The organism is Paenibacillus tuaregi (assembly GCF_900086655.1).
Lineage (GTDB): Bacteria > Bacillota > Bacilli > Paenibacillales > Paenibacillaceae > Fontibacillus > Fontibacillus tuaregi.
In genome coordinates this window covers 3,098,858-3,112,921 of sequence record NZ_LT575476.1, presented here as the reverse complement: position 1 = coordinate 3,112,921, position 14,064 = coordinate 3,098,858, and the positions used below count along the sequence as shown (strand labels likewise).

Annotated in this window: 11 protein-coding genes; 10 read left to right on the top strand and 1 reads right to left on the bottom strand. The window is 47.1% G+C overall.

All coding sequences use genetic code 11. From position 1 onward, the window contains the following. Nucleotides 1-3 precede the first annotated feature (3 nt). The 3 genes from BN6628_RS13995 (at nucleotide 4) to BN6628_RS13985 (ending at nucleotide 3,106) form a co-directional block, all read left to right on the top strand. Nucleotides 4-1,806: a head GIN domain-containing protein gene (locus BN6628_RS13995; protein ID WP_068618416.1), complete on the top strand. Its 1,803-nt coding sequence runs from the start codon at nucleotides 4-6 to the stop codon at nucleotides 1,804-1,806. Nucleotides 1,807-1,975: 169 nt separating this feature from the next. Further along, nucleotides 1,976-2,338 (top strand): VOC family protein, encoded by a 363-nt coding sequence (locus BN6628_RS13990; RefSeq protein ID WP_068622302.1) that lies wholly within the window; start codon nucleotides 1,976-1,978, stop codon nucleotides 2,336-2,338. A 30-nt stretch (nucleotides 2,339-2,368) separates the two neighbouring features. Then, nucleotides 2,369-3,106 (top strand): aminoglycoside 3'-phosphotransferase, encoded by a 738-nt coding sequence (locus BN6628_RS13985; protein WP_068618413.1) that lies wholly within the window; start codon nucleotides 2,369-2,371, stop codon nucleotides 3,104-3,106. A gap of 44 nt (nucleotides 3,107-3,150) precedes the next feature. Here BN6628_RS13985 and BN6628_RS13980 read toward each other — a convergent pair whose 3' ends face one another. Continuing rightward, nucleotides 3,151-3,918, bottom strand: coding sequence for an alpha/beta fold hydrolase (locus BN6628_RS13980; RefSeq protein WP_068618411.1), 768 nt, complete (start codon nucleotides 3,916-3,918; stop codon nucleotides 3,151-3,153). A 384-nt stretch (nucleotides 3,919-4,302) separates the two neighbouring features. On the opposite strand from BN6628_RS13980, the gene BN6628_RS13975 reads away from it, so the two are divergent. From BN6628_RS13975 to BN6628_RS13945, 7 genes are all read left to right on the top strand, one after another. Next, entirely contained in the window at nucleotides 4,303-6,006 is a 1,704-nt protein-coding gene (locus tag BN6628_RS13975; RefSeq protein WP_068618409.1) for an Hsp70 family protein, read from the top strand. After that, complete coding sequence (locus BN6628_RS13970) at nucleotides 6,006-8,696, top strand: J domain-containing protein (protein WP_068618407.1); 2,691 nt, start codon at nucleotides 6,006-6,008, stop codon at nucleotides 8,694-8,696. Before BN6628_RS13975 ends, BN6628_RS13970 begins: the two co-directional genes overlap by 1 nt. Continuing rightward, the gene (locus tag BN6628_RS13965) at nucleotides 8,680-9,336 is read left to right on the top strand and encodes a DUF1266 domain-containing protein (protein ID WP_068618405.1); all 657 of its coding nucleotides are present in this window, start codon (nucleotides 8,680-8,682) and stop codon (nucleotides 9,334-9,336) included. The genes BN6628_RS13970 and BN6628_RS13965 overlap by 17 nt, the downstream gene beginning before the upstream one ends. Before the next feature lie 263 nt (nucleotides 9,337-9,599). Beyond that, on the top strand, nucleotides 9,600-10,532 hold the full coding sequence (locus BN6628_RS13960) for a nucleoside hydrolase (RefSeq protein ID WP_068618403.1): 933 nt from the start codon (nucleotides 9,600-9,602) through the stop codon (nucleotides 10,530-10,532). 547 nt (nucleotides 10,533-11,079) lie between these two features. Further along, on the top strand, nucleotides 11,080-12,531 hold the full coding sequence (locus BN6628_RS13955) for an amino acid ABC transporter substrate-binding protein/permease (RefSeq protein ID WP_068618402.1): 1,452 nt from the start codon (nucleotides 11,080-11,082) through the stop codon (nucleotides 12,529-12,531). Beyond that, the gene (locus tag BN6628_RS13950) at nucleotides 12,524-13,252 is read left to right on the top strand and encodes an amino acid ABC transporter ATP-binding protein (RefSeq protein WP_068618400.1); all 729 of its coding nucleotides are present in this window, start codon (nucleotides 12,524-12,526) and stop codon (nucleotides 13,250-13,252) included. Before BN6628_RS13955 ends, BN6628_RS13950 begins: the two co-directional genes overlap by 8 nt. A 108-nt stretch (nucleotides 13,253-13,360) precedes the next feature. Further along, nucleotides 13,361-13,882: a hypothetical protein gene (locus BN6628_RS13945; protein ID WP_068618398.1), complete on the top strand. Its 522-nt coding sequence runs from the start codon at nucleotides 13,361-13,363 to the stop codon at nucleotides 13,880-13,882. Nucleotides 13,883-14,064 lie beyond the last annotated feature (182 nt).

Below are 14,064 nucleotides of genomic sequence, written 5' to 3'. Positions count from 1 at the left end.
ATAATGGATAATCTGAATAATTCAATGGATCAGCCTTTCTTGGTGGATGAAGCGTGTCTTCTCACGTATCGCTTCTCGACGAATCCAGCTCCGCTTCAGACATCAACAGTTCAGTCCGCAGCTGCAGCAGTCATCAATCTAGGGGTATTCCGGGAGAACAGCTCCATCTATTGCAGTGCGATTGATATCGCCGTGCCGATAGGGGCAGCTTCGACTGATCTGTCGGAGAAGACACCCAGCCCATCTGTCAATACGGGCAAATGGACAGTAAATAGCACTGTGATTGTAACCGGGAGGGAGCTAGGGCTGGATGATGAAGGCAATTATGCCGTCTTCTCCTTTCAGTGCAGGGAGGCTTCTGATTATGATCTGGACTATAACTTGGTTCTCGGACTGGAAGTTATGGTCAATCAGCAGCCCGGGAACTTCGAATATTTAATCCGGGAGAAGTCTGGGACAACCAATAATCCTAATCAATTTACACCCAAGTCCAGCTCCTTTGTTCTAATGAAGAGTCCGCCGCAGTTTTATCTGCAGAATTTCATAACCACCGCAGCAGGATCTCCTACTGTGCCGACCACGTCTTTTGCGAATGGCAGCAGCATCCGGTTTGCCTGGGAGAGCAGCGGCACGTTCTTTCAGCTATTCCAAAGCGGTAGAACAGAACCAGTGTATAGCGGAACAGCAACAACCTGTACGCTGCAAAACGGTGTTCATACCGATACCACCTTTGTACTTGTTGCCTCAGTGACCGCTAATCCGGGGCAAGACAGTCCGGCGGGAGGTTATGAGCCTATCTACTTGTATGATGCCATCACTGTGACGGTAAGCAATCCGGACTTAACACCGAATACGCTTAAGGCCGCTGGGAATATTGCAAGCGACGGTCAAATCCACGGAAACTCTCTGGTTGTGGATAGCACTTCTGTTCTGACGGGAGCTGTAACAGTAGGAGACCCGAACCACCCGGCTATGGTTACCGTTAATGGAAGTGGATATGTGGGCGGAACTTGGGACGTCAGAGGGAGCAGTACTACGAGAAATTTGACAGTGTCCGGCACACTCAGTGTAAGTGGAGGTACAGTACTGGAGAATGTCAACGCCAATGTGATCAGTGCTGCTCAAGTATCTGCGGTAGGCTCGCTAACAGCAGCCGGCATCTCCGCTTCCGGTTATGCTCAGAGCTACGGGTTCACTACAAATGGAGGCCCCGTATATGTTAATAATGTAGGAAATAATAACGGCCTGCGTGTCTTCAATAACTCGTCGCAGTACTACTGTGCTGGATTTACGAATTCTGCTCAGCGGAAGGACAACTATATTACCGGGATTATTTCGAGGGTACATAACAGTAAGGACTACGGATTTGGTACCAATGGCCGTTGTGTAAGCCTCTCGTCCAGCGCGCTTCAGACCCACCTCCCTACCCGTCATGGATATAAGGTCGTAACTTCGCCCCTTTCTCCCTATGCCGAGGTGCATCTTAACGGGACCGGCAGACTTGAGAATGGGAAAGCTGTGATTTGGATCGGAGAACAGGAATCAGATATGGTCTTCCATGCTGAGGAAGCTACCTACCGGGTTCTGTTAACACCTACTGAGGGCTGTAACGGCTTGTTTGTCAGCAGCAAGGCCCAGGATTGTTTCACTGTTGAAGAATTAGGGCAGGGCCGCAGCAGTGCGGAGTTTGACTGGTTCCTGATTTCACGCAAGCCCGAAGGGCTGGGATCAGGTATCATGGAAGCATTACCAGAGGAACTGCCCCAGATGGCAGATGGAACGGAGCCAGAGGGGATTACAAACTAATTTATGCGCAAGCCCAAATATCCTGGAGAACAAAGCTTTTGTTCTCCGGGGTATTTGATTTTAGAGGTTTAATCTCTTTTATATCCCGCCTGTAGCTGTTATGTTAGGGAAGGGTTCGTATTTTTTAAAAAAAAGGGGAGCATGTTCAGTGAACAATGATCTGCTAGTTATGTCCCATTGTATATTTCCGGCTGCGGATATTTCAGCTACTGCCAGCTTTTATGAACATAAAATGGGTTTTCAAGCGGTTTCCTATTTGGATGCGGCGGAGCCTCATTTCTGTCTGTATCGTGACGCAACTGAGATTATATTAACTCAAACTCAGGGACAAAAGGTCATTCCTAACCGAGAGCAGTACGGATATGGGTATGATGCCTATTTTATAACCAAAAACCAAGTTGAGCTACAAGAGGAGTTTGTCAAATCTGGAGTTAAGATTATTAGGCCGCTAACGGTTACAGATTACAATAATCGTGAGTTTGTAGTGGAGGACATTGATCGTAGATGGATAGCTTTTGGAATTAAGGATTAGGGACTAGAGAGTAATCTGGGAGGAAGAATTATGAATCGAACACTGGTTTCTTGGGAAAATATCGGAACAGTTCCGAGCAGCATCAGATCGTATCTGAAGGGTGCCCAATTTTATGACAGCAGCTGCTCAGAGCAAGCCCAAACTCTGTATATCGAGGGAACCGAGCGTTTGTTCCTGAAAATAAGTAAAAAAGGCACGCTTGAGCGGGAGCGCATCATGACGGATTTTTTGCACAGCCACAAGCTTGCCCCTCAAGTCATTGCGTTTGATTCCGACAAAGATAAGGATTACTTATTACTAGAAGCACTGGATGGAGAAGATTGCACCGCAGAGATCCATCGTAAGCACCCGGATCGGTTAGCCGGAGCATTGGGCGGTTATTTAAGGAAGCTGCACGAACTGCCGCTGGCAGGCTGTCCTTTTCCAGAGAGAACGGCTGAACTGATTGGAGAAATGACAGATAAAGGAATATCCGCAGATGATCTCGATAAGTTCGGTTATATTCCAGAGGACCGTGTTGTAATTCACGGGGATTACTGCCTGCCGAATGTAATTATTATGGACCAGTTTGAATTGCAGGGCTTCATTGACCTGGGCAGCGGGGGGATTGGGGACAGGCACTACGATATTTATTGGGGACTGTGGACACTGAGGTATAACTTCAACACGGAGCGTCTCGAGGATCTGTTCCTGGATGCCTACGGGAGACAGGATGTTGATCCGGACGGCCTGAGGTATTTTGCCAAGTTGGTTGAACTTACAGATTAAATGCTCGGAAGTCGTAATAGTTAAAAAACAGGGGTTGGTCTATCTTATACAGACAGATCAGCCCTTGCCTGCTTTATACACTCGGTAATCGCTTTAGTTACAATATCAGGTTCAGAGAATTGTGGGAAGTGACCACTGCCGGCTGCAATGAGGTGTGTGGATTGTCCGCTTAGCTTAAGGAAATCCCGTTGATTAATTCTTCTAATTTCAAAAGCGCTCTCCGGCATGAACGGTGGTTTCTTACCACCTGATACAACGAACAAAGGCACCTGCGGAAAAGCCCCTGCTTTGGCAATTTGTTCAGCGGTTTCCTCAACATAATGGACTTCATTCCATTTACGGTGGGCCGGGAAAGCATCAAAAGCACCCAGCAGTTTGTTAATTCCCCGGATGATCGGGCCCTGTGCCGTATTGATGGATAAGTCCAGAGGATGGCTGGAGTCCAGTAGTACAACCCCAGCGGTCTGACCGGGATACAGCCGGGCGAACAGGTTCGCATACAAGCCGCCAAGGGAATGTCCCACCAGGATAAAGGGGGGAGCAATGTGAAGTTCTTGTAACAGCTCCTTTAGAGTGCTCACAACCGCCCGCCCATGCTGGGGAGCCGTTGGCTTGTCGCTGCCCCCAACTCCTAACCGGTTATATGCGACAACCCGGGTCATCTCCGCAATATCGTGGTAGATCCGAAGCCAACCCTCGATAGGTCCGCTGCCTCCATTAATTAGAACCACTGTAGGTGACCCCGCCCCAGACAAGGAATATTCCAGGGTTCCATACTTGGTCTGTACTTTGTTTTTTGAAAAAGACTTCATCTATACACCCCATTCGTTACGAAAATCTCCAGTGATGGAATTCAAATTGCTTTTCTAGTAAATATCTATGATCAATATAACTGACTAGGCTTTCCTGCGATCGAACGAAAAATAACTTTTACCTTAATCTTTACAGGAACATCGTGGAGATAGTTAAGAGAGTGGAAAGGTTTGATAATTCTACATGTTCCAGAGTAATTAATTACTTTAAAATCCATAAGCGTTGAAAGCGATATAGATCTTTAGAACTAGGCTGGATTGTCCGATATCTATAGGTATGCATACTAAATATGGAATTAAAACCAAACTATTCAGCTGAATCCAAGCCAATCAAACATCCGGCTGGATCACGGGTGCACGCATACTTATCGGGAGGTTCATACATTGACGATGATTGGGATTGATCTAGGAACAACTAACAGTGTGGTTGCCTGCTATACCAGTGATGGGGCCAAAATTATACCTAACGCGCTTGGAAGGAACTTGACTCCTTCGATCATCAGTATAGATGAGGATGGCCAGATTATTGTGGGAGAGGTTGCGAAGCAGCGGATGATTACTCATCCGCATTTGACAGCTTCACTATTTAAAAGATACATGGGCACCAACAAAATGATTCAGCTTGGTGAATATCGGTTCAGCCCTGAAGACTTGTCCTCCTTTGTGCTGCGCTCTCTGAAAGAGGATGCCGAAGCCTATCTCGGCTCATCAGTGACAGAGGCTGTCATTAGTGTTCCGGCCTATTTCAATGATGCCCAGCGCAAGGCAACCAAGCGGGCAGGACAGCTTGCCGGTTTGAAGGTAGAGAGACTGATCAATGAACCAACCGCCGCTGCGGTCGCATACGGACTACATTTAGAGCAGCCTAATACCCGCTTTCTTGTATTCGATTTAGGAGGGGGAACCTTTGACGTATCCATCCTTGAGAAATTCGAGGACTTGCTTGAGGTTCAAGCTGTGGCTGGTGACAATTACCTCGGGGGCGAAGATTTCACAGATTTGCTGATTCAAGAGTTTATGGCTGTCCAGAAAGCCGGTGCTGTAGATAAAGAGGATAATAAGCTCATGGCCGCAATTCGCAAACAGGCTGAAAGCGGCAAGCGAGAGCTTTCCAAGGGAAGGACTGTGGATCTGAATATTCATGCTAATGAGACGCTAAAGCCTGTTCGCATTACTCCAGAACGATACGAATCAATGGTTAAGCCGTTGCTGACGAAGCTGCGCCAACCGGTAGAAAGAGCCATCAGGGATGCGGCGGTCCGTCCTTCGGAATTGGATGCGATTCTATTGATTGGCGGCGCTACCCGGATGCCTGTCATCAGTTCATTTGTTGCACGGTTATTTGGGAGACTGCCATCCGCCCATATTGATCCGGATGAGACAGTGGCGATTGGAGCAGCCATTCAGGCCGGAATGAAAGCAAGAAACCAAACGCTGCATGATATTGTATTGACCGATGTATGTCCTTATACGCTGGGTATAAGCAGTTCCATAGAGATCAAGGATGGCCAGTACGAATCAGGACATTTCTCGCCGATTATCGAACGGAATACCGTAGTCCCTGTCAGTAAAGTAGAACGCTTCTGGACACTTTATGATCTGCAGCGTGTAATCCATGTCGAGGTCTACCAAGGGGAAAGCCGGCTGACGAAGAACAATATTCTACTTGGCGGACTTAAGCACAGCGTCCCACCAGCTCCAAAAGGTCAAGAGGCTATTGATGTTCGGTTTACATACGATATAAATGGCATTTTAGAGGTTGAGGTTACGGCTGTCAGCACAGGGGAAATATCCCGTATTGTGATTGAGGAGAATCCTGGTCAATATACAGCAGAGCAAATTGAGCAGCGTTTCTTAGAATTGTCTGATATCAAAATACACCCACGCGACCGGATGGAGAACAAGCTGCTGCTTGCGCGTGGTGAACGGATTTATGAGGAGAGCCTGGGAGAGACAAGGCATAGGGTTGCTTATTTGCTGAACCAATTCGAACAGGTGCTTGAGAGACAGGACGTGAAAGAAGTTCGGCTTGCCGCAGCTGAATTTAAAAAAATGTTAGAGGAACTAGAGAGGATGTCTGAATTCTGATGTGGATTTGGAGCCTGCTTGGAATAGAGCCAACGGATGACCTTGCAGCAATAAAACGGGCTTACGCGGCCAAGCTGAAAATCTACCACCCTGAAGACGATCCCGAGGGCTTTCAGAACCTCCGTCAGGCTTATGAACAAGCTATCCACGAAGCTAAACAGTTCCTCATTCGTGGAACAGTTCAAGCTGAGCCCGTAATAATGTGGGAGTTAGACGAGATGGAAGAACCAGAGGATCTTGCCCAATCCGAGGTAGAGCCCTTTCCGATCGTTTACCCGGATTATGAGGAGGATGAGGAGGGGGCTATTGAAGAGGCTCCTGAGGATCTCGAGTCACAGGTTATAACTCCTCCATGGCATATGCCAAGAGTGCTGGCCAACCAATTTCTGGCATGTGTCGCCCACCTTTATGATGATATTAAAACCAGGGTGGATCTGGATCAGTGGTCCATCCTGCTGCAGGATAATACTTATGAAGGTATAGAAACCCGCCAGCTGCTTCAAGTTGAAGTGCTGGGACTGTTTAAAGAAAGGGCATGGGCACCCGCTCCGGTATGGAGGCTCTTTAATGAAGCTTTTTCATGGGCAACTATTGAAATTGAGCTTCAGCGGATTTTTCCATTGGAGTATATCGAATTTATCCGGAAGCAGATTGAGCCTTATTGGGATCTGGAATATAACACTTTAGTCCGTTCGGATATCTCATTACAGGATATCGAGCACTTCTTGAAGTCAAGATTTACAGCGCAGATGGCATTAGCTGAAGGTGACTTGGAGGAAGCGGGCCGGTGGATAGGCGAGGCCAGAGAGATTATAACGAACGATCCGGATGCCAATCGCTTGAGCGGGGAGTACTGGATGCGTCTCGGTAATTATGAGGCTGCCCTACAGGCTTATCAGCAGACGGACCCGGATCCAATTACAGGGCCGCCGGATTTAAATACAGAGATTCATAAAGCTCAGGCCCTTCTTCAGCTGGGTTACGTTGAAGAGGCATTAGCTGCATTTGAGTTCGTTCTCACCTACCTTCCTGGGGATATCCACGCCTTTAGAGGCCAAGCCCAGTGCTTTGAGCAGCTTGATCGGTATGAGGAGGCCAAGCAAATTTATTTGCGTATCCTTGCGGAGTGTCCTTGGGATCTTGATGCCGATATCCGTTTGATTGTGCTTGAGAGAAGAATTGAACAACAATTGCAGTTGGAGGCACAGCATCCGGATAGTGCAATCCAAATCAAAGCCTTGCATGAATTAGCTGAATTATTTGCGGACAAGGGCAGACATATGGAGCTTGTCTCGGTATTGCAGCATCTGGAAGAGATATCACAGCTTACCCAGCGGCAAAGCTATCTTATGGCATATGCCCTTCACCAGCATGAGCAGTATGATCAAGCGGCTCCTTATTTCAAGACGGTGGTTGAACAGGAATGTGTTGACGACGGGGGATTAGCTGCAGAAGTCTGGTATCACGCCGCTACCAACGCGTTTATGCAGGATGACTATCATCTGGCCGAGCAGCGATATCACCAAGTGGTTCAGCTGGAGCCGGATCATTTAGATGCTCTAAACCGGATTGCAGACGTTTATTATAAATTAAAGAAGTATAAAGAAGCCATACACTATTACAAGCTCTTTCTTGAGCTCGAAGAAAGCCTGCAGATACATGCAGCGCTTGGGAGCTGTTATTATTATTTGGATTGTTATGAAGAGAGTGTGCATCATTTCTGCCACGCTAATCTCGATACCTGGGAAAGCTGCTATTACATTTATTATGAATATTATGGATACTCTCTTCGGAGATTAGGCAGGTTAAAGGAAGCGATTCTAGTACTTGATATTGCATGTGAATCCACTGAGCGCCCTTACGTTTTTTACAATAAGTGCTTTGCTCACTATGGTTTGAATCAATATGAACAAAGCTTTCAGAATGGCAGCAAGTTTTTAGAATTAGTTAACGATGAAGACGATCCATATATTTATATGATCCAAGGTCTAAACTGTATGAATCTTCAAAGATGGACAGAGGCAGCTGATTACTTTGCTGAAATGATCAACCGCATGGATTCGGAGACAAAGCAAAATGCCATCTATTACAAGCTGTATGCCGCCGCTTTATTGGCTGCACGCAGATTCCAGGATGCGCTTGATCCATTGAATGAGGTCCTTAAGCTGGACCAGAAGAACAAATGGGCGTATCTGCATATCCTGCGGGTTTTTGCTGAGCTGCAAGATTGGAACAGGCTGCTCAGAGCGGTGAAAATGTACTTGGAAGTGTTTAATAAAGTACTCGATGAGCGTTATGTAGGCTATTATGCCGGTATCTGTTTCTACTATTTGGGCGGCTACAGGAAGGCATCGGAATTCCTGGCGTATGCTTATGGGGAGGGACTGCGTGGAGACACGAGCAGCTACTACAGTCTCACGCTATGCAGTCTGGGGGAGTATGAGAAGGCTCTGACTTTATCCCGTGAGCTAATGGATAGCCATCCCACCCATCCACAGTACAAGTCTCGCCTTGAATATGTGGAACGACAAGTAAGCCGAAGTAAAAATTTGCTTAAAAGACTGGGGTCATCTTTATACAAAGATCCAAAGCCAGAGGCCATAAACCTGGACTTTCCCGATGTGTTAGATGATCCTCAACTGCGTGAAGAATTACCAGGGGTGGTGATTTCAAATGATACATCAACTTAGCATAGGACAGAAGTGGGCTCTTGCCATTGGCGAGACCTTGTTAAGCTTGAATGGCTATAGCTTTAATAATAACTATTATTTCATTATGGACGAGGAAGAAACTGCATCGGCTGCAGATAGACTCTATGATTATTGGGATATTAATGATAAAGAGTCGGCCTGGTCTACGCTGAATATCTTATATGAGGGCGGCCATAATACAAGATTTTTTAACTTGCACCGGGATAGGCTGTCCATCATGAGTCCAGATAAACAGGAGCAGTATATTTCCACATTTACTGAGCAAGAAAGTAAAAATGAATTATTAATCATCCAGCGCTATTATGATTGCTTGCCGCGATCCGGTATTCATGCTTGGGATTTGGGCAGGGCTTCATATGTGTGTTACACTTGCTTGCAGCTTAATTATATTGAACATGATAAGGCATGGTCGTATCTGATGAAGAATGCTGAGCTGGCCCAGCAATCCTACGCGAGCTGGCAGGAATTTGGCACAGCCTACATGGTTGGACGTCAGCTTTGGGCCGGGGAGCTGGATCAGGAAAGAACTGAGGAGCATCAATGGCTTATTCGAAATCAGTTCTCGGATCCGAATGGACCGTGGCTAATCCTGCCTTGGGATACGGACTTAAGAAATTGAACAGTAAGGATCAGACTGCCGGGAGCTTCCCGGCAGTTTTTGTGCGGGAATGATGCCTGGAGTATGGGGAATTTGATGGCTGTTGCCCACACGCTCCCCATAATGCGGCTTTGATGGATTGATTTATTGAGGGTAAGCAGCTTGTTAGTGCTGCCGCCTTTGACAGGAAGAGGTCTTCCTTCATGGAGGTTGTCCTATTGTCATCTGATAGAATATACTTGAAGTGTTTTATCTACATACATTTAAGCCAAGGAGAAGAGCTTATGAAGAAGATTATACTTGATGTAGACACTGGCATTGATGATTCACTCGCAATTGCCTATGCTGTACATTCACCGGAGCTTCAACTCTTGGGAATAACCACGTGTTTTGGGAATGTAAGTGTGGAAGAAGCTACGCGCAATACTCTGGTGGTATTAGAGCACCTAGACAGCACCGTGCCGGTTATACCGGGTGCCGGGAAGCCTTTTGCCAGGGAACCGATTAAAAAGAAAGCTGTCCATATTCACGGGGAGGACGGAATTGGAAATACGCTGACCTTGGAGCCAAACACCCAGGCACAGCGGGACCAGGCCGTGAATTTTATGATTCAACAGGTGAACAAGCAGCCGGGTGAAGTCACCCTTATTATGGTCGGACCACTTACCAACCTTGCGCTTGCCTTGAAGCAGGAGCCGGAACTGGTGAGCCGTGTGGAAAGAGTGGTTATTATGGGAGGGGCTGTGACGGTTCGTGGAAATGTCACTCCTCATGCAGAGGCTAATATATATGCAGATCCGGACGCTGCGGAGGCAGTATTCCGCTCAGGCATTCCAATCACTTTAGTGGGACTGGATGTTACGATGAAGACCCTGCTGCCGCTTGAGGAAGTAGTCAAGTGGAGGGAGAAGGGAACCAAGCTGGCCGATCTCCTGGCGGACATGACGGAATTCTACATTGGTGCCTACAAGTCCATCTATCCATCCATCAAGGGCTGTGCGCTGCATGACCCGCTGGCCGTGGCCGCTGTTACTGATCCAAGCTTTGTAAAGACCGTACCGATGCGGTTGAGTGTTGAGCTCCAAGATACCGAGTCGCTGGGTCATATTGAGGGAGTCCAGCTAGACGGGTCAGGCGAGGAACAAAGTGTGGACGTATGTATTGAAGTGGACGCGGAACGTTTCCTGGAGCATTTTTTAAGCAGAGTTATATTATAAATAACAGGAAAGTTGCTCATTCATACTGGTACCGGAACTGTCCGAGCGGCTCCTCTCCGGGTTCGGACTTGTGGTTTCCACGTATGGCTTCCTGTTTTCGCAGCTCTAGCTAACCGGCTTCTCGTTATACTTGAAGCAATTAATCTAATAGCAAAGCGTAAGCCTTGTCATCAGAGATGACAGGGTTTGCTTGAGTTGTTGTACGATGTCCAGGATAAAGATGCGGTTTGGGAACGAATTAATGAGGTAGAATAATGGAAAGCAGCTGAGCGCTGCGGATGGAACTAGTTTCAGCGTTACCGGCCAGGGACTGATCATGGTTGCTTAACAGGAATACATAGGAGCACCGTGCTGCGGAACCGGAATTCAAAATTTTGGATTGGTAATAAATTTAATAATATGATATATAAATTCGGGTGAAGGCAAATTTGTTTGTTGTCATTATCATAAATCACAGATTAAAGATTTAATTAACAGCTGTTTAAGAAAGAATGCTGAATGGGTAACTTTCTTAAGATGTTGTTTTATAACAAGAGGAGGACACCCTATGAGAAAACTGAGGACATTTATGTTTATTATGTCCCTGGTATGCTTATGCTTGGCAGGCATGCCCTATTTGACGACTGCGGTTCATGCGGAGCCCGCTTCGGTGAAAACATACCAGATCGGGACTGACGTGACGTTCGCCCCGTTTGAGTTTGAGGATGAAAACGGTAAATTCGTCGGAATTGATATGGACCTGATGGATGCCATTGCCAAGGATCAGAACTTTAAATACGTCATTAAACCGCTGGGATTCAATGCAGCCGTCCAGGCTCTGGAGGCTAATCAGGTGGATGGCGTTATCGCCGGAATGAGTATTACGGACGAGCGCAAGGCGAAGTTCGATTTCTCTGAGCCTTATTTTGACTCAGGTGTCGTTATGGCTGTTCGCAAAGGGCAGAACGAAGTTAAGTCATATGACGATCTGAAGGGCAAAAAGGTCGCGGTGAAGACCGGAACCGAAGGCTACAGATTCGCGGAATCGATTTCAGCCAAGATCGGCTTCACTATTGTGCCATTCGATGATTCCGCACAAATGTATGAGGATGTGAAAACCGGAAACTCGGTTGCTTGTTTTGACGACTTCCCGGTACTTGCTTACGGGGTGAACCAAAACAACGGCCTGGAGATCGTTACTCCTAAGGAAAAAGGGGCTTCTTACGGTTTTGCGGTCAGTAAGGGGAAGAACCAGGAGTTGCTTCAGAAATTTAATGCCGGCTTGGCCAACTTGAAGGCGAGCGGGGAGTATGACAAGATTACTGCTAAATATCTCGGTGAGAATGCCGCAGGACCAGCTAACCAAAGCCGTATAGGCTTGATGCTGAGCTCGCTGCCTTCCTTGCTCAAGGGACTGGGTTACACGGTCATGTATGCTATAATCTCGTTATTCTTCGCGTTCATCTTGGGACTGATCTTTGGGTTTATGAAGGTGGGACGCAACAAATGGCTTCGCGGCATTGCCACTGTATTTGTGGATCTGTTCCGTGGTATTCCGCTGATTGTGCTTGCTTTCTTCATCTATTTCGGAATCCCGCAGGCATTTGGCTTCACAATGCCGCTGTTCCTTGCTGTAATTCTGACGCTCAGCCTGAATGCGGGTGCTTATGTGACCGAAATTATCCGCGGAGGAATCCAGTCAATTGACCGCGGCCAGATGGAAGCAGCACGCTCACTGGGACTTCCTTACCGGAAGGCGATGACCAAGATCATTATCCCTCAGGCGATTCGGATCATGATTCCAGCATTTATCAACCAACTGGTGATCACGCTTAAGGATACGTCCATTCTGTCCGTTATCGGTCTGGTGGAGCTGACCCAATCCGGTAAAATTGTTATTGCCAGAACGTTCGCATCCTTCGATATCTGGCTTGAGGTTGCTATCTTATATCTGATCGTCATTACGGTTCTCACCAAAATTTCGAGCCGCTTGGAAAGGAAGGTGACACGCCATGGGTAAAGTCCGGGTTGAAGGTCTAAAGAAAAGCTTTGGAGCCAATCAGGTACTGAAGGGCATTGATATGCAGGTTCAAGAAGGCGAAGTGGTCTGTGTTATCGGACCCTCGGGCTCAGGGAAGAGTACGTTCCTGCGCTGCTTGAACCGGCTTGAGGATATCACCGAGGGGACTGTCATCGTTGATAACTTTGATATTAACGATCCAAAGACCGACATTAACAAGGTCCGTGAGAATATCGGCATGGTGTTCCAGCACTTCAATCTGTTCCCTCATTTCAGTGTGCTTAAGAATATCATGTTCGCACCTATGGAACTGGGCAAGCAGTCTGCGGAGGAGGCCCGCTCCACGGCGCTTCGGCTCCTGGAACAGGTCGGCCTGAAGGATAAGGCTGACGCGTATCCAAGCATGCTATCAGGCGGGCAGAAGCAGCGGGTTGCCATTGCCAGAGCACTCGCCATGAATCCGGATATCATGCTGTTCGACGAGCCAACTTCGGCGCTTGATCCTGAGATGGTCGGTGAAGTGCTTGGTGTTATGAATGACCTGGCTCACAAAGGTATGACTATGGTCATCGTTACCCACGAGATGGGCTTCGCCCGTGAGGTAGCAGACCGGGTTATTTTCATGGACGGTGGATATATCGTGGAAGAGGGCACGCCAGAGCAGGTATTCGGCAGTCCGAAGAATGAGCGTACCATCAGCTTCCTGGAGAAGGTTCTTTAATCTATCTCAGAGTACGATGGTTAGCTTAACAAAAGTCCCCTCAAAGCGGACAGTGACTTGAGTTCATGATAAAATGAATCAAGTGCTGATCGCTGGAGGGGATTTTTTGTGGAGAACGTCAAAGGAAAGCTGCACGCCGCCCTTATATGGGTGCTGATGGCTTTAGTTGTTGTTTCTGCTTTTTGCTACGTCTATAAGTTCCCCCAAGAGATTGACATGCAGTATCCCGCTGTAAAATATAAGGTGGGCCAACCGGCTACCGCTCAGCAGATTACGGTTAAAGCTAAAGGAACTCTGTATCGGCCCTTATTCAGGGACCCTTATTTCAGCGGTAAAATGATCATTGACACCTACGAATATACAAGCAAATATAATCTGTTGGATATCGTATTCCACCAGGATATCCAGCATGGGTATGGCGCCGTCGTTTATGAAACCGTGGAGAATGGAAGGCCTATTCTGGAAAGCCTCGGAGCTATGTGGATGAAAAATGACTTAGAACAATTCAATATTATTGCCTTTGAACCTATAGGAGAAGACAAAAAGATAGGTGGAGATTTAAGAGTGTCCGCACCTGCCCGCACGTATGAGGAAGCCATGATCATAAATCATGATTTATACAGGGAGTAGTGAATTATGAATGAGCGTCTGAGGTCCGTGCAGCAGCGGGCCTTTTTCTATTTTATTGAGGGAAGGAAGCCGGACGCCAAGCATTTTCACGGAAAAAATAAGCCTATTCAGCATACATAACTTCTTTGCAGTCAAGTTTACTGAGAGTGTATTTTAATGAATTGTAAACCTGAATTAAAATT

Coding starts and splice junctions, on each gene's coding strand:
- BN6628_RS13995 (WP_068618416.1), top strand. CDS start 4: ATGGATAATCTGAATAATTCAATGGATCAGCCTTTCTTGGTGGATGAA.
- BN6628_RS13990 (WP_068622302.1), top strand. CDS start 1,976: ATGTCCCATTGTATATTTCCGGCTGCGGATATTTCAGCTACTGCCAGC.
- BN6628_RS13985 (WP_068618413.1), top strand. CDS start 2,369: ATGAATCGAACACTGGTTTCTTGGGAAAATATCGGAACAGTTCCGAGC.
- BN6628_RS13980 (WP_068618411.1), bottom strand. CDS start 3,918: ATGAAGTCTTTTTCAAAAAACAAAGTACAGACCAAGTATGGAACCCTG.
- BN6628_RS13970 (WP_068618407.1), top strand. CDS start 6,006: ATGTGGATTTGGAGCCTGCTTGGAATAGAGCCAACGGATGACCTTGCA.
- BN6628_RS13965 (WP_068618405.1), top strand. CDS start 8,680: ATGATACATCAACTTAGCATAGGACAGAAGTGGGCTCTTGCCATTGGC.
- BN6628_RS13960 (WP_068618403.1), top strand. CDS start 9,600: ATGAAGAAGATTATACTTGATGTAGACACTGGCATTGATGATTCACTC.
- BN6628_RS13955 (WP_068618402.1), top strand. CDS start 11,080: ATGAGAAAACTGAGGACATTTATGTTTATTATGTCCCTGGTATGCTTA.
- BN6628_RS13950 (WP_068618400.1), top strand. CDS start 12,524: ATGGGTAAAGTCCGGGTTGAAGGTCTAAAGAAAAGCTTTGGAGCCAAT.